Raw genomic sequence first — 17,389 nt, 5'->3', positions numbered from 1 at the left:
ATACGGCTGCCGCTGGTACGGGGTCTATACTGCGGCCCACGGATTCATGGACGACGCCGCTCTCGGAAACCATGTCACGCCGCCAAACCCACATCGATGCCGCCAAAGTGCTGGCATCACACCTCATCGTTCTGCACCATTTCACGGTCTACGGCCCTTTGGCCGATGCGCTGGAGCTGGCCGCGCCCACGCTGACCGACTGGTTTTTCGAATACGCACGCATGGCGGTGCAGGTGTTCCTGGTGATAGGCGGCTACCTGGCAGCCGGCACATTGGCACCACACGGGTACTTTCAGCGCAATCAGCCCTGGCGCGGGGTCGCGCAGCGCTATGTGCGCCTGGTGTTGCCGTTTGGTGTGGCCTTGCTGCTGGTTACCGCGGCCAGCGCCTTGGCCCGGCATTGGCTGCAGGCCGACTTCATTCCCGCTGCGCCCAGCCTCATTGCGCTGCTGGCGCACTTTGCGTTGCTGTTTGACATTCTGGGTTATGCGTCGCTGTCATCCGGCGTCTGGTATGTGGCCATTGATTTTCAGCTCTTCGCTGTAATGGCGCTCCTGCTTTGGATAGGCGGGCGGGCGGCCAAATGGCTGGTGGCGCTGGCCATGCTGGGCTCGCTCTTCTTCTTCAACCTGCACCAGACGGGCGACGTGTGGGCACTGTACTTTTTTGGCTCCTACGGCATGGGCGCGTTTGCGTGGTGGGCGGGTCACTCGCGCCACGCGGGCAAGCTGCTGGCAATGCTTGCAATGGCTGGCACTGCGGCTCTGTTGTGGGATTTCCGGTTGCGCATTGCGCTGGCCTTGTTCCTGGCGTTGGGCCTGGGCGTGGCACGCTGGCACCTTGGCCACGAGCCGCACCACACGCCTACGCTTCGGCCCCTTGCGTTGCGACTGCTGCGTGTATTGAGCCGAAGCTCTTACTCGCTATTCCTCACGCACTTCTCCATCGTGCTACTGGCCAATGTGGTGTGGGTGCAGGCTGGATGGAAGGCCCAGGGATCATCAGCGATCTGGTTCACCGCAACGGCCTGGCTGGTGTGCGTTGTGTTGTCCATGCTGTTCGAACGCTTTGTAGAGCGGCCGTTGTCCGCCATTCGGATACCGGCCTGAAGAGCAGGGCGCTGCAGGTATGCGTGCAGGCGTACAGACACAGGGGGCGGGCACCTTTAGGGTGAACGTTTTCATGCTGAAAGGCAAAAACCATGTTCCAGCTCGACAGCTATGTATTCTTCGACGGCACCTGCGCCGACGCCATGCACTTCTACCAGCAGACGCTGGGCGGCGAGATCGAAATGATGATGACGCAGGGCCAGTCTCCTATCAAGGACCAGGTACCAGAGGGCAATGAGGACCGTATCCTGCACGCCAGCCTGCGCATTGGGCAGATGCGGTTGATGGCGTCCGACTCCATGGCCGGCCAGCCCTATGAGGGTATGAAGGGCTTTTCGCTGTCGCTGAACTACCCTACGGCGGACGAGGCCAAGCAGGCATTTGACAAACTGGGCGTGGGCGGCAAGGTGGTCATGCCGCTGGCAGATACCTTTTGGTCCGAAGCGTTTGGCATGCTGGAGGACCGCTTTGGCGCCCCATGGATGATCAGCGGCGGGGCTGCCAAGAGCCCTGTTTGATCTGCGGGCCTATCGACTAGGCATAACCGTCCCAAAAGCACCATGCCTCTGCACGCGCTGATGTACATGGCCCAACCGGCAGACCCGGTGCGCGCAGACCTGTTGCAAGCTATCGCCGAAAAGGGCCTGGTCCGACAACTTGGGGACCGCATCTTCTCTCCATTGAATTGGCATCAGTCGCTATCTGAAAGGGTTGCCTTCAGCGTCATGAACCGTGACTGCATGATCAGAGCTGGCGCACGGGTTGATGCCGCGGCTTTCACCGAGGTGCTGAACAGGGTCGCAAGCCGGGGCGACCCCGGGGACCCCAAGATCCTTTGGACCCTCCATCCGACGGGCAGACCCCCAGGGTTCGACGCACTGCTGACCGCAATCCGTGAGTCCGTGCTGCAAGAGGGCATGGGCCCCATGGTGCGAAACACGCCGCACGTCACCGTCAGCTACCGCGCGCCCGGCCCACTCGCGCCTATAAAGATACGCCCCGTGCCATGGCGCGTTGACGAACTGTTGCTGGTTGAAACCTGCACGGAGCCTTATTACCACTACCGCACGGTTGCCCGATGGCCGCTACGCGCTGCGCCGGGCGGGTTGGAGAGTCAAGCGGATTTGTGGTGAGGGGTGGGATTCAGGGCACATCCGAAGCTGGCCCTGGCACTGGCATTGGCACTGGCACTGGCACTGGCATTGGCACTGGCAACGGCGTGGACCCAGGGTTTTGTCCGAAATCATGCGCTGCAGCTCCAGCGGCAACTGGACGCTAGAGAAGTACAACCCCGTTCCGGGTTTGAAGGAGACCGCGCCTGCGTCCAAGGGCTATGCGGGTGGCTTTGGTACGGACCTGATGTCGAAGGACTTGGGCCTGGCGCAGGAGAACACGACTGTTGTGCAGGCCGCTACTCGCCACGGTGATCCTGCACCATGCGTACAGCGCGTTCGCGTACTTCGGGGGAAAAACGATTCGATTTCTTGCTCATGACTCCATCTTCTCAAAGGTTGGAGCCTCCTCAAAATCCGGGGCGATTCAAAGTCACAACGCTACATCGCGGAGAGCAGGGCCTTCCTTTTTTCCAAGTATTCCTGTTGCGTGATCAAACCCTCTTTTTTGAGGCCGTTCAGCTCGCGCAGCTTTCTTGCGGTGCTGCCGGTACCAATGTCTGGAGTTGCTGTTGTTGACGAATTCGGCTGCAAAGAAGCAATAGGAACAACTATGCGTTCAGTTGCTTGAGCTGGCTGAGTGGAGCTTGCCACTATCGCAGAGGTCTGCCGCCTGACGCCAGCAAGTTTGCATACGAAGTCAAGTTCCTGACCACCCAGGGTGTTTTCTTTGACGACCGCAAATGGTCGATTTGCAATCTCGTCGGACTCAGTAGTGTCAAAGCGCTTTCCTTCTACACAATCAATCACCGCGGTCCTTTGAATGGGTTTGGCGACTGCTGGCTTGTAGGAGTATTTGACTTGATAAGTTATCTCATTGCCCGCAACCTTCAACGTTTTGGCATCCACTTGCCGCACAGTTTGGGGAGTCTCTGCGGCGATGCGCCAGTCGCGGTTGTGATCTTCAACATTGGCAGTCTGAGCTGTGGAAGGAGCTTGGAATTTTTTTGAGGCCGTCTGACAAGCTATTTCAAGCTCCTGAGCATTGAGCGTGCCCGCGATGACGTCGTTGAAAGGGCGTGTCGCCCAGTCACTCTCCTGAACAGCCTCAAAGCGACGTCGGTTTGAGCAATCGGCAATTGCAGTGCGCTGGAATCCTTTGACGTTGTCATTTTTATACTTGTAGGCGACCAAGTACGTTACCCCTGCATCCGTCTGCCGAACGGACGCAGTGTCAATCAAGCGATAGGAATAGCCGTTTTCTCCTACGTTGGTCCAAATGCCCGGTCCACTTGTAGACGCAACTACGGGCGAGGCAGTTGTACCCGCTTCCCTGATGCCCGCCAGATAGGTGGATTGCTGAGCTTGAGCAGACGCGGTTAATGTGCCATGACGCTCACTACTTGAGGGGTGGCTCGACATCCATAGGCCGCTACCTCCTCCACCTTGTCGCTCCATCAGCTCCCAGAGTCGTGGTGCCGCCGTCGGGTTAAACCCTGCACGTGCCATTCGCGTAACTCCTGAGTCGTCCGCTTCCCGCTCTTGGTCGCGAGAAAACTTTGCATTTACTAGTTGAGCGCCAACCCCTCCCAACTGGACCCCTAGGCCGCCCGTATCAACCCCTTTTTTGGCTTGACTAATGTCAACAATGAGCCCGGCCAAGGCTCCAAGAAATCCCACCACCGCGGCCCTTCCCCTACCGTTGGTCAGATGCTGCCCATGTAGATGACCAATTTCATGCCCAATCACAGCCGCCATTAGGTCATCGTCGTCGCCGACGAGCCTTAGCATGTCGGTGTTCATCACCATTACGGGTTGGTTGTCCTTGTCTAGCGTAACGAACGCATTCGGACCACTTTGCTTGGTAATCAAAAGCTTTGGTGTTGATATACCGTAAACCACCGCCATCCGATCGGATACGTCGTTCATTCGCTGAACCCATTCCCTGTTTACTTGATCAACTTCTTCACTACCCTCAAGGAGGGGAATCGTTGGCGACGATACGTTTAGCAGTCCCTGAAGCGGCCAGTACTCAGCGTGAGCGGGGAAGACAACTAGTGATAGCAGCAGAGCTAGCCATACCGCACGATAGCGTTGTGGATGCATGATGTTTCCTTACAGCAGGGCTGCTAATCGGCCTCCATATGCGGCCGTAACTGGTTCTAAGCTTGTAACTAGTTGTATCACAACGAAGCCGACTGACGCAACCGCCAAAGGGAGGTAGGTCTACACAGGTCTATCTGTAAATCGACTCCCTCTGTTGCACAAGGCGTGGCAGAGGCCAGTGATCTGGCTTCTGCCTCCTTGGCATTGGCTTCTTTGATGGGCGGGGTGCATCCGCCGCAGGCAACCACAGAAATCAGGGCGGCAATGGTGAGAAGGCGGTTTAGAAACATCTTTGGATTGTTTGCAAGTGCGTAGGCTGTTCGCCTCCCACAAATAGGGCATTTTTAGACTCCGCTGTTTACCTTGCAGATCATGAGCAATCTCCCAGACCCCCAAAGCCGCGAGCTACTGCGGCGCTTGCTCCGCGCGAAGGACCGCATGGACGCCGCCTCGCACGAAAACTGGCCGGTGCAGCGGCTGGCGGATGTTAGCCACGTTTCCCAGGCGCACTTTACGCGCGCGTTCAAAGAGGCTTTTGGCCTGCCGCCGCATCGCTATCTGTTGACGCGCCGCATTGAGCGCGCGGTGGCGCTACTGCGCGACAGCGATGTAGCCATCACCGACATCGCTTTCCAGACCGGGTGGCGCAGCCTGGGTACGTTTGGGCGCATATTTCGCGACATTACCGGCGAGACGCCTAGCGCGGTGCGCCTGCGCGCGCGCGAGGCGGCGGGCGATCTGCACAGCGTGCCGGCCTGCGTGGTCAGCGCGGCGCACCGGCCTGATCTGAATATCGCAGTGTTGGAAAAGAAGCGCCTTGGTTTGGCCACCAGCGGCAAAAGGTCTTTATAACCATCCCAATACCATCTGCATGGATGGTGATAGGATGGCCACATGCAACAAACACCCACTTCATTGGCCGCCGCCTCCAAGCTGGCCGATTCCGAAAAAATCACCATCAACCTGGGCTTTGTCGACTTGGGGCAGATCGATTTGCTGGTGGGCGAACGGTTCTACAGCAACCGCACCGATTTCATCCGCACCGCCATACGCAACCAGTTGAGCACGCACGCTGAAGCGGTGCGGCAGGTGGTGACGCGCAAGATGCTGGTGTTGGGGTTGCAGCATTTCACTGCCGAAGATTTGACGGTTGCCAAGCAGGCCAATGAGCAACTGCACATACGCGTGCTGGGCTTGGCCAGCATTGCCGCAGACGTAACCCCGGAGCTGGCGGTGGCCACCATCGCCTCGCTCCACGTATTGGGCGCCCTGCATGCGAGCCCGGCGATCAAAGCCGCGCTTGCTGGGCGCATCACTTGACGCACTGTCGCCGTCCCAACTAACCCAACGAAAGAATGCATGAACGAAACACTCCGCACGCTGATGCGTGACGCCACCCGCATGACGCAGGCTGGTCGACTCAACGAGGCAACACAGACCCTGCAACGCGCCCTGGGCATGGGCAAGACTGTCACACCATTTGCCCAACCGGCCGCAGAAAGAAAGGACGATGCCTCCCTGGTATTGGACGGTTGTGTGTTTGAAGCGGGCGAGTCCACAAGCCCCTACCGCGATCCACAGCCTGCACACCGCGGGGACACTGAACCCGGTACGTTCACCACAGGCTCACACGCGCACGCGGGGCTGACCAAGCGCTACAAGCTCTATGTGCCACCGCGGTCCGCTGGCGGGGCCAAGGCTTTGGTGGTGATGCTGCACGGCTGCACCCAGAACCCGGACGATTTCGCAGCGGGTACAAACATGAACGAGCTGGCGCGGGAGCAGGGCGTTGTGGTGGTGTACCCCGAGCAATCGGGGGATGCCAACCCGCAGCGTTGCTGGAACTGGTTCAAGCACACCCACCAACGCCGTGGCAGCGGAGAGCCGGCGTGGATCGCCAGCCTTGTCCAGCAACTGGCGCAAGCGCACGGCATTGACGCCCGCCGCGTCTACATAGCGGGGCTATCGGCCGGTGGTGCCATGGCAGCCATCGTTGCAGGGGCCTATCCGGAAGTGTTTGCCGCGGTTGGCGTGCATTCGGGTCTGCCCGCCGGCGCAGCCGCCAACCTGCCCGAGGCATTGATGCTGATGAAAAATGGCGGCAAAGGCCCTGCCGGCCTTGCGACAAAATCCGCGGCACAACACGCCGTACCTACCATCGTTTTCCACGGTGACCAGGATCAAACGGTGCACCCCAGCAATGGAGAGCAAGTGATTGCAGCATCGCGTGCAAACGTTTCCGGCACACGCACGGTGGAGCAAGGGGTGTCACAGCACGGCCGACGGTACACACGTTCGGTTTACACCGGTTCCGGCGGCGTGCCTTTGGCAGAGCATTGGCTGGTGCACGGGTCCGGGCATGCCTGGTCTGGCGGTCTTAGCGCTGGCTCCTATACCGATACCAAAGGGCCGGATGCAAGCCGCGAGATGCTACGCTTCTTCTTTGCGCAGCACCACGGGCAAACGCACTGATCACTGGCTCAGCTACTTGGCCTCAAAGAGATCTTTCGCCAGCCGCCGCAGCTGCGCCTTGTGTTCCATGTCCGAGTGCAAGGCCTGGGGCTGGGTCTGCACCCCTGCAATCAGGCTGTCAAACTCTGACCGCAGCAGAAATGGGTTGGGATGCGTCTTGATCAGCGCCCGCACCGCGGCGGCCAGAACCGCGACCTGAATGTCTGTTTGCCTACGGCCTTGGTAGGCATCGTCTTGTTGTTGTCGCTGGTTTTGGCGTGCTTCCATGGGCGTCTCCATCGTGGTTCAACATTTACGGTATGTGCGGGCTCTGGTTTGATCTGTGCGTTCACGCACAATGGCTTGGCCTGAGCGTCGGACTCCCTCTGCCTGCTGCGTATTTGATAGCGGCTTACGCGCATTCTACGAGGGCTACCGGCCGATTTACTATAAGCTTTGCCCGGAGATCGGTTAAGAGGGGATCCAGTAGCGCTGAACGACCTCGCCTCTGCCCGCGCTCAGCCGCGCACGGCCGCTTCGATGGCCGCAATGTCGATCTTCGTCATCCCCATCATGGCTTGGAACGCGCGCTTGGCAGTTGCGGGGTCCGGGTTGCTGATGGCCTCCATCAACACGCGCGGCGTGATTTGCCAGGAAAGTCCCCATTTGTCCTTGCACCAGCCGCATTGGCTGGATTCACCACCATTGCTGATGACGGCGTTCCACAGGCGGTCGGTCTCGTCTTGCGTGTCGGTCGCCACCTGGAACGAGAAGGCCTCGCTGTGCTTGAACGCGGGGCCACCGTTCAGTCCCAGGCACGGGATGCCCATCAGGGTAAATTCCACTGTCAACACATCGCCCTCTTTACCAGACGGGTAGTCGCCGGGGGCGCGGTGTACCGCTTTCACCGCGCTGTCGGGGAATGTCGCCGCGTAGAACGTAGCGGCGTCCAGTGCGTTACCGTTGTACCAAAGGCAAATCGTGTTTTTGCTGTGCATGTGGGCTCTCCCGGATGTGAATCAGTGCATTCTCGCAAACTGCTGAATGCCACGTGAACTACTGGGCCAACTGGCATTCCGCAGTGGGGTCGCATGTGGGCGGGCGCGGCTGGGCACTACCGCAGATGCCAATGCGAGCTGCATAGCGGTGTGCCAGTTGAAAAGGACCGCCGCGCGCTGGTTTAAATTGTCGGTACGGCGGCCAGCCTCAGCGGGATGAAGATGCGGTCACCATCGCGCATCACCAGCAATGCCGCCGAACGGCCGGCGCGGTCAGCCGCAGCCCGTGCCTGGTCGACGGACAGCACGGGCGCATGGTTGATGGCCAGCAGCAGGTCGCCGGGTTGTACACCGGCGCGTTCTGCGGCGCCGCTGACCTTGTCAATGAACAGCCCGGTGGTGGAGCCGGAGTTGCGCTGCTCTTCAGGCTTTTGCGGCCGCAGGGCCACTCCCAGGCGCTGGACTGTTGTGCTGCTGGTTGAAGTGTCCGCCACCTTCTTGGCCATGCTCTCGGCGGCGTCGTCCATCGTCACCAGCATGGGCATTTGCGTGCCGCGCCGCCACACAGTGAGGTTCAGTTTGTCACCGGGCTGCGCCATGCCCACCAGCACCGAAAAAGCGCCTGCTTGGTCCACTACCTGGCCGTCGGCCGCAAGTACGACGTCCCCAATGGCAATGCCGGCCTTGTCTGCAGCGCCGCCCTTGACCAGGTCGGACACCAGCGCGCCAGTGGGCCGGGGCAGGCCAAAGGATTCGGCCAACAGTTGGTCTACCTCTTGCACGGCGACACCCATCCTGGCGTGGCGTACTTTGCCAGTGGCCAGTATCTGCTGTTGGATGTGGTTGGCTACGTCCATAGGGATCGCGAAAGACACGCCCTGGTAGCCGCCGGACAACGAGAAGATTTGCGAATTGACGCCGACCACCTCGCCCTGCATATTGATCAGCGGCCCGCCAGAGTTGCCGGGGTTCACCGCCGCATCGGTCTGTATGAAAGGCACGGTGCCATCGCCCGGCAGCGACCGACGGGTGGCGCTGACCACGCCGGCGGTCACGGTGCTTTCCAGTCCAAAAGGCGAGCCAATGGCCAGTACCCAATCGCCGACGCGCAAGGGTTTGGCCGTGTTCACGGACACTGCGGGCAGATCGCTGGCGTCTATTTTCAGCACGGCGATATCGGTGCGCTTGTCGGTGCCTAGTACTTGGGCTACAAACTCGCGGCGATCGGTCAGTTTGACGACGACCTCATCCGCATCGTTGATCACATGGGCATTGGTGAGGATGACGCCATCTGCCCGCACGATGAAGCCTGAGCCTTCTCCGCGCACCGGCATGTTCAACTCTGCCGGCAGTTCGCCAAAGCGTTGCTGGAAGCGGCGCAAATAGTCGCGCATGGCCTGGTCCTCGGCGACGCCCTTGGCGCCATCCGCGCCCATCGCCTGTACTGTGGTTGACACCTTGCGCACGCCCCGCACGCTGATGTTGACCACGCTGGGCGACAACCGGGCCGCCACGCTGGTCATGTCTGGCAGTGTGCTGGCTGTAGCCGCCGGTGGGGCTGCTGCGGAGGTGCTCTGCGCCAGACCGGGGATGGGCAGGCCGGCGGTGGCAAGCATCCACGCCAGCGCCACAACTTTGAGGGGCAGGGTGGGGAGCGACAGGGTAGGGGGCTGATTGGTTTGCATCGCTGCATCATCTGTGCAGAAGTTTGCGCACCCGTTAACTGATGGTGAAGTGCAAGTAAAGACGAGAGGGGCATCCTACTTGGCGCAAAATCCAGTTTTCCTCATATATGGGTTTGCCTCCATGAAACGTTTCGCACTGCTTGCCATCGTCCCTGCTGTATTGGCCGCCTGCTCAAAGGCGCCGGAAGTCGCCGCAGTGCCAGCGGGCAAGCCGGCCCCTGCCGCGGTAGCGCATGCGGCGACTATTGACTGGGTCAAGCCCGACGGTGCCAGCCTGGACGCGATCTTTACCAAGGCCAAAGCCGACAACAAACCGGTGTTTTTGTATTGGGGCGCCGTGTGGTGCCCACCCTGCAACCAGATCAAGGCCACGGTGTTCAACCGGCCGGATTTTGTAGAGCGCAGCAAGGGATTCATTCCTGTCTACCTGGACGGCGACACGCCCGGCGCTCAGAAGCTGGGCACGCAGTTCAAGGTGCGCGGCTACCCCACCACCATATTGTTCAAACCCGACGGCACTGAGCTGACCCGCCTGCCCGGTGAGGTGGATGCGGTGCAATACATGCAGATCCTGAAGATGGGCATGAGCGCCACGCAACCGATCAAAGAAACATTGGCCGCAGCCCTGGCCGGCCCCAGCGCAACGCCTGCATTGGGCAGCGACGCGTGGCGCCTGCTGGCCTATTACGCATGGGACATTGACGAGGCGCAGTTGCTGCCCAAGAAGGATTTGGCGTCCACCGTCAACCAGCTCGTGCAAAAATGCCCACCCGAACAGCAAGAGGCCGCGGCGCGGTTGACGCTACGCGCAGTGGCCATGGCCGCCCAGGAAAAGACGACTACGCTCGACAAGCCGCAAGCCCTGGCACAGGTCCACAAGATTCTGGCCGACACACCCCGCATGCGCGAGAACGGCGACATCTTCGTCAACTACGCCAACGACATCGTGACCGTGTTGACCACCGCCGGCAGTGCCGAGCGCACCACGCTGTTGGCGGCGCTGAACCCCGCGCTGGACAAGCTGTCGGTAGACGCCAGCCTGTCCAAGGCTGACCAACTGGGTGCCGTGCAGGCCAAGGTCGCACTGGCGTTGCTGGACAAGCCCAAGAGTGCCAAGCCAGAACTTGCCCCCGAGCTGGTAGCCCAGGCGCAAGCCGCCGCTACCAAGGCCGACACGACCAGCACCGACAAGTACGAGCGCCAGGCGGTGATCCCGTCGGCCGCGCATTTGCTTAGCGATGTGGGCCTGATCGATGCGTCGGATGCCATGCTCAAGGCCGAGCTGCCCAAGGCGGTATCGGCCTACTACCACATGCTGGTGCTTGCATCGAACGCCAAGCTGCGCGGCGACACGGCCGCATCGCTGGATTGGACGGAAAAGGCCTACGAGGGCTCCCAAGGCCCGGCCACACGCCTGCAGTGGGGCAGTGGCTATGTGCAAAAGCTGATCACGATGGCGCCGCAGGACAGCGCGCGCATCGAAAAAGCTGCGTCTCAAGTCATTGGTGAGCTGGACGCTGCGCCCGAGACTTTTTACGAGCGCAACCGCCGTAGCCTGGAAAAGATGGGTGCGCAATTGAACACTTGGAATGCCGGCGGCAAGCACGGGCCAGTGGTGCAAAAACTCAGCGCCCAGCTGAACGCCATCTGCGTCAAACTACCCGAGAAAGATGCTGCGCGCGAGGCCTGCACTGGCGTGTTCGGCAAGCCTGCCAAGAAGGCTTGAGCCAGCGCACCGACGATGGGTTGGGCGCTGCAAACCTAGGCGGTTTGCACACCACGGAACTGTCAGGGAGTGGCCGGCGCTGCCGTGTCTTCGACCGCAACGCGGCGAGCACCGTCAAAACGGCGTGCCCAGTAGGCGACCGACAGGCTTTCAACCCGAACTTCGGCACCGGGCTTGGGGGAGTGGATAAATTTGCCTTCGCCCACATATATACCTACATGGCTGAAGGCGCGGCGCATGGTGTTGAAGAAAACCAAGTCACCGGGTTGCAGGTCTGCGCGATCGATCTTTTGGGATGCGGCGGCTTGCTCGTTGGCCTTACGGGGCAATACCAGGCCCGCGGTTTGCTCAAAAATCGCACGGACAAACCCGCTACAGTCAAAACCTGTATCGGCGTTGGTGCCGCCACGTTTGTACGGCACGCCGAGGAAAGTCATCGCATTTATCACTAACTCGGAGGCTTTTGCCTCCATCTTGTCGCTAACGTCGCCGATCCGGCCCAATAAGCCCCGGTCTAGCAGGAACTTGTTTACATCATCTGGAGAGGCTTGGGGTTTGGCGAATGTACTAAAGCTTAGGAAAAGGAGTGCAAGAACGAGGATAATTCGCATCAACGGAGCTTAACCCGTGGTTTTCACGGCGTCAAGCCAAGGCTAAGAAGGGTAAATACATGGCAAAAGCAGAATCGAAGACAACCGTTTTACCGGACGGATTGCGGTACAAATCCAAAGTTTCCGGCTCCCCGTTCATGGCCGCTGCGTCGTTTGGCGGCGCCACCATGTCGTGCTTCCTGTGCGGCAAGCACCGCGCACGTTCACTGATGACCACCCGCAAGGTGTTGGGCAAGTCCCAGGCTGTGTGCTCCCCGTCGTGCAAGGCGCTGGATGAAGCCACTGCCGCCGCCGCGGCCGAGCGTTCGTAAACCCCACTACCTGCCCCCCAGCATGCTGTTAGACATTGAAGACTCCCAGCTGGTGCTGGTGGATTACCAGGCGCGCCTGATGCCCGCACTGCTGGACGGCCCTGCCGTACTGGCCAATGCGGTGCGTCTGGCCCAGCTGGCCGCGTTGTTGCGCGTGCCCACCTTCGCTACCGAGCAAAACCCCTCCAAGTTGAGAGGGAGCGTGCCTGAGTTGGCCGCTGCGCTGCAGCAGGCTGGCGCCCGTGTGCTGTCCAAGATGCAGTTCAGCGCGGTGGAAGAGGGGCTGGGCGAATGGCTGCGCCCGGAACCCAAGCCAGTGCAGGGCAATGCCCGGAGCCTGCCCAAGCATTTGCAAAAGCCGCCCCCCGGTAGCGAACCGCGCGGCAGTATCGTGCTGGCCGGTTGTGAGGCCCATGTTTGCCTGCTGCAGACGGCGCTGGATCTGCTGGAAGACGAATTCGAGGTCTGGGTCGTCACCGACGCCTGCACTTCGCGCACCGAGCGCAACCGCGACGCCGCCTTCGACCGCCTGGCCGGCGCCGGCGCGGAGTTGGTAACCACCGAGATGGTGGCTTTCGAGTGGATCCGCAGCGCGGAGCACCCGGACTTCAAGGCCATGCAGGCCCTTATCAAATAGACCCTGCGGGCGTGCGTCAGCCGCCTGCAAGTTGCATCCACATACTGTTGAATCTTTTTTCGGATTCTTGAGGGATGTTTGATGACCGCTTACGCAGATTTCTACCGCCGCTCCATCGATGACCGCGACGGCTTCTGGGCAGAACAAGCCCAGCGCATAGCCTGGCAAACCCCACCCCGGCAGATTTGCGACTACAGCAACCCACCGTTTGCACGCTGGTTTGTCGGCGGCACTACCAACCTGTGCCACAACGCGGTCGACCGACACCTTGAAAGCAGGGCCGACCAGCCAGCGCTGATTGCCGTCTCTACGGAAACCAACACCGAGCATGTCTACACCTTCGCCCAGTTGCATGCCGAGGTGCAACGCATGGCTGCCACGCTGCTCGACCTGGGTGTGCAGCAGGGCGACCGTGTGCTGATCTACATGCCCATGGTGGCCGAAGCCGCGTTTGCGATGCTGGCTTGCGCTCGCATTGGTGCCATCCATTCTGTCGTGTTTGGGGGGTTTGCCGCCGGCTCACTGGCATCGCGCATTGAAGACGCCAGCCCGACCGTAATCGTGAGTGCTGATGCCGGTTCGCGCGGCAGCAGGGTCGTGGCTTACAAGCCGCTGCTGGATGAGGCGATTGCGCTGTCCAGCCACAAGCCCACCGCCGTGCTGCTGACCGACCGCCAACTGGCTGCTATGGAAATGGTAGCGGGCCGTGACCATTTGTGGAGGGCTCAGCGACAGAAACACTTTAACACCGTGGTGCCGTGCGTGTGGCTGGAGTCCACCCACCCCAGCTACACGCTCTACACCAGTGGCACCACCGGCAAGCCCAAAGGCGTGCAGCGCGACACCGGCGGCTACGCTGTGGCACTAGCGGCCAGCATGGAGCACATCTTTTGCAGCAAGGCGGGCGAAACCTACTTCTGCACCAGCGACATCGGCTGGGTCGTGGGGCATAGCTACATCATTTACGGCCCGTTGATTGCCGGTGTGGCCACCATCCTGTACGAGGGCCTGCCCATACGCCCGGATGCTGGCATTTGGTGGAGCCTGGTCGAAAAGTACAAGGTGACCGTGATGTTCAGCGCGCCCACTGCGGTGCGGGTGTTGAAGAAACACGACCCCGCGCTGCTGTCGAAATACGACTTGTCGAGCCTGCGCGCGCTGTTCCTGGCTGGCGAGCCGCTGGACGAGCCGACCGCCCAGTGGATCAACCAGGCCTCGGGCAAACCCATCGTCGACAACTACTGGCAGACCGAAACCGGCTGGCCCATCCTCAGCATTGCCAACGGTGTGGAGGCCCAAGCCAGCAAGTTCGGCAGTCCCGGCGTGCCCATGGTCGGCTACAACGTCAAGCTGCTGGACGAAAACACCGGTGAAGAGCTGCAGGGCGCCGATCAAAAGGGGGTAGTCGCCATCGAAGGCCCGTTGCCTCCCGGTTGCATGCAAACCGTATGGCGCGACGATGCCCGTTTCGTCAAAACCTACTGGAGCAGCATCCCCGGCAGGCAGGTTTACAACACTTTTGATTGGGGCGTGCGGGACAAGGACGGCTACTTTTTCATCCTGGGCCGCACCGACGATGTCATCAACGTCGCGGGCCACCGCTTGGGCACGCGTGAGATCGAGGAATGCATCTCAAGCCACCCCAATATTTCCGAGGTGGCCGTGGTGGGCATCGCCGACGCGCTGAAGGGCCAGGTCGCGGTGGCATTTGCCGTGGCCAAGGATGCCAGCGCGCTGGTAGACGATGCGGCCCGCGCCAAGCTGGAGACAGAAGTCATGAAGGTCGTGGACAAGCAGCTCGGCGCCGTCGGCCGCCCAGCGCGCGTGCGCTTTGTGACGGTGCTGCCCAAAACCCGCAGCGGCAAACTGCTGCGCCGCGCGATCCAGGCAGTTTGCGAGGGGCGGGACCCTGGCGATCTGACGACGATGGAAGACCCTGCAGCCTTGCAGCAGATCCGGGACGTGTTGTAAAGGCCCGATCCATTGAAGCTCACCTAATGCCGAGGGGGATGCTGTCGTCATCGGCTTGTGGGATGCGCCCACGGTGATTGCATCGGAACCCAAGCCCACGGTTTCTATTGGGGTGGAATTCACGGTAGCCGGTTTCTGCAGGTTTTTTGACAATCCCGCGAGCGAGCTAACGCAAAAGATCGAGCCCGTTGGCAATGTCCTTGGCGCCATTGGAGACCGCTTGGTGCAGCGGGTCATGTCTGCCAGTTCCCCGTTGGAAGCGGTCTCTGTGGTGCAGAATTTTTTGGCTGAGCGCTTGCAGGCCGTCAATCGCTGTGGAGAGACCCTCATCGATGAAGCCCTGCGTTTGATGTCCGCCAGCAATTTCCATATCGACGTCACAGACCTGGAGCGGCGCCTGGGTTACTCCCGCCGCCATCTTGCAACGCTGTTCAAACGGGATGTCGGCTTTGCGCCTAAACGCATCAAATCTATTCTGGTATTTGAGCGCCTGGTCCGGTCACTGAACACCCACCGATCGGTTGAGCAGTTGCGGGACGATGCCTTGGACGTGTTTTATGACCAGTCCCATTTCATCCGCCATTTCAAGCAGTTTGCCGGTGCTTCCCCCCAGCGGTTTGCGGAAATGGACAACGAGTTCGGCCGCATCTTCTACCGGTAGCGCGGCGGGCGGGCCTCTGGCCACTTCCCATTTATCCAATCATTCGCCGCGCTGACGCGTTAGCCTTGGGGCCTGGAATTTCCTCACGTTACATACTGAAAGGCATTTAAAGAAATGGCATCGAAATTGAAAACTGCGCTCTACCTTGTGACCTGCTTGCTCATCGCTCTGGGTGCGCTGGGGCACAGCCTGGGCTCATGGCCCAACGTGCACCAGGCATTGGTGCAAAGCAATGTGCCCGCCGAGACTATTACGTTGATCATGGTTGTCTGGCATTTCGCGGGCGGATGCATGGTCACATTTGGCGCAATCGGTCTTCAACAGTGGTGGGCCAGCCGCCAGCAGCGCGAAGGCGGCGCGCGGCTGATGAGAACGGTGGGGTTTTTCTACCTTGTCTTTGGCCTTGTGGCCGTGCTGGCATCCGGTGGCATGTTTTTTCTGGTGTTTGTGGTGCTGGGCGGGCTGCTGGTGGCCGTGGAGCATGTGGTCCATCCCAGGCGTTAACCTGTTCACACCGCTAGACATCGCCCCGGTAGAAGCAACGCGCGCACACCTGCTGGTAGCGTTCGTTGCCGCCAATCTCTACCTGCGCGCCGGCGTGCACGCGCTGACCCTTGTCGTCAATGCGGATGTTCATCGTCGCCTTGCGGCCACAGGCGCAGATGGTTTTGATCTCTTCGATATCGTCGGCCAACGTCAACAGCTGGGCCGACCCGGGGAAAGCATTGCCCTGAAAGTCTGAGCGCAGGCCGAAACAAATGACCGGCACATTGCCGACATTGGCCAGCCGGTGCAGTTGGCGCACCTGCTCGGGTGACAAAAACTGCGACTCGTCGATCAACACGCAGGCCAGCTTGTCTTGGGCGGATAACAGAGCAAGGAAATTGGTGCGTTCGTCGAATACGTCGGCCCGGCGCTGCAGACCCAAGCGTGACGCGATGCAGCCGGCGCCGCTGCGGTCGTCAATGCTGGCGGTGAACAGGTGCACGCGCTGGCCTTGCTCCTCGTAGTTGTAGGCGATTTGCAGCAGCGCAGTGGATTTACCGGCGTTCATGGCCGAGTAGCGGAAAAACAGTTTGGCCATTGGCGGTGATTCGTGAACAGACAGAGGAATGGTTCGGAAGCCGGGTTCGCCGGGTCGACAATGGTAGTGCCAACCAGAATGTCAGGCCAAGGCCATTGCAGCTGGTACAGGGAGTCGCAAGGATCGCTCCTGTTTTTATAGCTGCTTACGCACGCCCCACCAGGGCTAGAGGCTGTTTTTGCCTTTGACTTTGGGCTTGGGGTCGTGGGCCAAGGGTTTTTTCTTCTTCTCTTGTACGCCGTCCATATTTATCGCGTCCACGTCCACCCAGACGTCGTTGACGGAGTCGGCATCAATGACCGTCTCATGCTCGAACAGCTCCACCGCCGTCTTGGCCACCTGCAGTGTGTCGAAGTAGGCATACGCACCAACGCCCACCGCGCCAATCAGCGGCACAAAGCGCGAGGCGCTCTTGCCGATGACGACCTTGGACACTTGCAGGCCCAGTTGCTGGGCCAGGCCCTGCATGGCCTTTAGCGAGGCCTGCTTGACAACAAACCGCCCTCCAACGCGCACAACCACATCGCGGAACACCTGGGCCGACATATGGCGAAACAGGCAGTACAACATCTGCTCGCGACTGAGCGTCTTGGTCTTGCCGTAAACAGCGGCAATGTCGGACACCATTTGTGCCTGTAGCTTCCACACGCCCATCAGCTCGGGGACCACCGTAAGCCAGCCGAAAAACCCCGGGGGAAGAGACAGCGAACTCGACAACACGCTGGCCGTGCGTGCGGTCTTGCGCGCAATCGCATGGGCACGCTCAGCCGGGTGCGCGAGCACCGCCTCGGCACTGGGGGGCACGCGCAGCACCAACTCCAGCACGGCGTCGGCCAGCGTATTGCTGGCTTTGCTACTGCTAGTGGTGCTGCTGGTGCTACGGTTACTGCCGCTGTCTTTGGATGCGGTGGTGGATGCCATGGTTTT

General features: G+C 60.5%; 19 protein-coding genes and 1 pseudogene. 13 read left to right on the top strand and 7 right to left on the bottom strand.

Annotated features, from left to right (window positions below; genetic code table 11):
• The first annotated feature begins 71 nt into the window (after nucleotides 1–71).
• The 4 genes and pseudogenes from AC097P_RS21345 to AC097P_RS21330 all read left to right on the top strand — a co-directional run.
• Entirely contained in the window at nucleotides 72–1,109 is a 1,038-nt protein-coding gene (locus AC097P_RS21345) for an acyltransferase family protein (RefSeq protein WP_479612453.1), read from the top strand.
• 92 nt (nucleotides 1,110–1,201) lie between these two features.
• Nucleotides 1,202–1,627 (top strand): VOC family protein, encoded by a 426-nt coding sequence (locus AC097P_RS21340; protein WP_479612452.1) that lies wholly within the window; start codon nucleotides 1,202–1,204, stop codon nucleotides 1,625–1,627.
• A gap of 42 nt (nucleotides 1,628–1,669) precedes the next feature.
• Nucleotides 1,670–2,242 carry a 2'-5' RNA ligase family protein gene (locus AC097P_RS21335; RefSeq protein ID WP_479612451.1) on the top strand — a complete coding sequence of 191 codons (573 nt, stop codon included), beginning with the start codon at nucleotides 1,670–1,672 and terminating at the stop codon, nucleotides 2,240–2,242.
• A gap of 71 nt (nucleotides 2,243–2,313) precedes the next feature.
• Nucleotides 2,314–2,508 (top strand): annotated as a pseudogene (locus tag AC097P_RS21330) (3-hydroxyisobutyrate dehydrogenase); the annotation flags it as partial.
• 154 nt (nucleotides 2,509–2,662) lie between these two features.
• Here the strand turns inward: AC097P_RS21330 and AC097P_RS21325 are convergent.
• Nucleotides 2,663–4,327 carry a zinc metalloprotease HtpX family protein gene (locus AC097P_RS21325; RefSeq protein ID WP_479612450.1) on the bottom strand — a complete coding sequence of 555 codons (1,665 nt, stop codon included), beginning with the start codon at nucleotides 4,325–4,327 and terminating at the stop codon, nucleotides 2,663–2,665.
• Nucleotides 4,328–4,699: 372 nt separating this feature from the next.
• On the opposite strand from AC097P_RS21325, the gene AC097P_RS21320 reads away from it, so the two are divergent.
• From AC097P_RS21320 to AC097P_RS21310, 3 genes are read left to right on the top strand one after another with little or no spacing between them, the layout of a single operon-like run.
• The gene (locus tag AC097P_RS21320) at nucleotides 4,700–5,179 is read left to right on the top strand and encodes a helix-turn-helix transcriptional regulator (RefSeq protein WP_479612449.1); all 480 of its coding nucleotides are present in this window, start codon (nucleotides 4,700–4,702) and stop codon (nucleotides 5,177–5,179) included.
• Nucleotides 5,180–5,221: 42 nt separating this feature from the next.
• The gene (locus AC097P_RS21315; RefSeq protein ID WP_479612448.1) at nucleotides 5,222–5,647 is read left to right on the top strand and encodes a CopG family transcriptional regulator; all 426 of its coding nucleotides are present in this window, start codon (nucleotides 5,222–5,224) and stop codon (nucleotides 5,645–5,647) included.
• A 39-nt stretch (nucleotides 5,648–5,686) separates the two neighbouring features.
• Nucleotides 5,687–6,799, top strand: a complete 1,113-nt coding sequence (locus AC097P_RS21310) for an extracellular catalytic domain type 1 short-chain-length polyhydroxyalkanoate depolymerase (protein WP_479612447.1) — start codon at nucleotides 5,687–5,689, stop codon at nucleotides 6,797–6,799.
• Nucleotides 6,800–6,811: 12 nt separating this feature from the next.
• On the opposite strand, the gene AC097P_RS21305 is transcribed toward AC097P_RS21310, so the two are convergent.
• The 3 genes from AC097P_RS21305 to AC097P_RS21295 form a co-directional block, all read right to left on the bottom strand.
• Nucleotides 6,812–7,066, bottom strand: a complete 255-nt coding sequence (locus AC097P_RS21305) for a hypothetical protein (RefSeq protein WP_479612446.1) — start codon at nucleotides 7,064–7,066, stop codon at nucleotides 6,812–6,814.
• 230 nt (nucleotides 7,067–7,296) lie between these two features.
• Entirely contained in the window at nucleotides 7,297–7,776 is a 480-nt protein-coding gene (locus AC097P_RS21300; protein WP_479612445.1) for a VOC family protein, read from the bottom strand.
• 182 nt (nucleotides 7,777–7,958) lie between these two features.
• Nucleotides 7,959–9,461, bottom strand: coding sequence for a Do family serine endopeptidase (locus AC097P_RS21295; protein WP_479612444.1), 1,503 nt, complete (start codon nucleotides 9,459–9,461; stop codon nucleotides 7,959–7,961).
• A gap of 121 nt (nucleotides 9,462–9,582) precedes the next feature.
• Between AC097P_RS21295 and AC097P_RS21290 the strand changes: the two genes are divergently transcribed.
• The gene (locus AC097P_RS21290; protein ID WP_479612443.1) at nucleotides 9,583–11,187 is read left to right on the top strand and encodes a thioredoxin family protein; all 1,605 of its coding nucleotides are present in this window, start codon (nucleotides 9,583–9,585) and stop codon (nucleotides 11,185–11,187) included.
• Between the two features lie 62 nt (nucleotides 11,188–11,249).
• Here AC097P_RS21290 and AC097P_RS21285 read toward each other — a convergent pair whose 3' ends face one another.
• Nucleotides 11,250–11,624, bottom strand: coding sequence for a C40 family peptidase (locus AC097P_RS21285; RefSeq protein WP_479612442.1), 375 nt, complete (start codon nucleotides 11,622–11,624; stop codon nucleotides 11,250–11,252).
• A gap of 233 nt (nucleotides 11,625–11,857) precedes the next feature.
• On the opposite strand from AC097P_RS21285, the gene AC097P_RS21280 reads away from it, so the two are divergent.
• The 5 genes from AC097P_RS21280 (at nucleotide 11,858) to AC097P_RS21260 (ending at nucleotide 15,882) form a co-directional block, all read left to right on the top strand.
• The gene (locus tag AC097P_RS21280) at nucleotides 11,858–12,109 is read left to right on the top strand and encodes a hypothetical protein (RefSeq protein ID WP_209395300.1); all 252 of its coding nucleotides are present in this window, start codon (nucleotides 11,858–11,860) and stop codon (nucleotides 12,107–12,109) included.
• A 22-nt stretch (nucleotides 12,110–12,131) separates the two neighbouring features.
• Nucleotides 12,132–12,746 carry an isochorismatase family protein gene (locus AC097P_RS21275; protein ID WP_479612441.1) on the top strand — a complete coding sequence of 205 codons (615 nt, stop codon included), beginning with the start codon at nucleotides 12,132–12,134 and terminating at the stop codon, nucleotides 12,744–12,746.
• 81 nt (nucleotides 12,747–12,827) lie between these two features.
• A complete protein-coding gene (locus AC097P_RS21270) occupies nucleotides 12,828–14,717 on the top strand; it encodes a propionate--CoA ligase (protein ID WP_479612440.1) in 1,890 nt (629 codons plus the stop codon).
• 235 nt (nucleotides 14,718–14,952) lie between these two features.
• Nucleotides 14,953–15,378 carry a helix-turn-helix domain-containing protein gene (locus tag AC097P_RS21265; RefSeq protein WP_479612439.1) on the top strand — a complete coding sequence of 142 codons (426 nt, stop codon included), beginning with the start codon at nucleotides 14,953–14,955 and terminating at the stop codon, nucleotides 15,376–15,378.
• 114 nt (nucleotides 15,379–15,492) lie between these two features.
• Nucleotides 15,493–15,882, top strand: coding sequence for a hypothetical protein (locus tag AC097P_RS21260; RefSeq protein ID WP_479612438.1), 390 nt, complete (start codon nucleotides 15,493–15,495; stop codon nucleotides 15,880–15,882).
• Between the two features lie 13 nt (nucleotides 15,883–15,895).
• On the opposite strand, the gene AC097P_RS21255 is transcribed toward AC097P_RS21260, so the two are convergent.
• Both AC097P_RS21255 and AC097P_RS21250 read right to left on the bottom strand, forming a co-directional pair.
• Nucleotides 15,896–16,462, bottom strand: coding sequence for a thymidine kinase (locus tag AC097P_RS21255; RefSeq protein ID WP_479612437.1), 567 nt, complete (start codon nucleotides 16,460–16,462; stop codon nucleotides 15,896–15,898).
• Nucleotides 16,463–16,627: 165 nt separating this feature from the next.
• Entirely contained in the window at nucleotides 16,628–17,383 is a 756-nt protein-coding gene (locus AC097P_RS21250) for a hypothetical protein (protein WP_479612436.1), read from the bottom strand.
• Between the last annotated feature and the right edge of the window lie 6 nt (nucleotides 17,384–17,389).

The sequence above is a fragment of the Rhodoferax sp. ZS1R8 genome, assembly GCF_056521325.1.
Note: the sequence above shows the minus strand (reverse complement) of the source record. Positions and strands in the feature narration are given on the sequence as shown.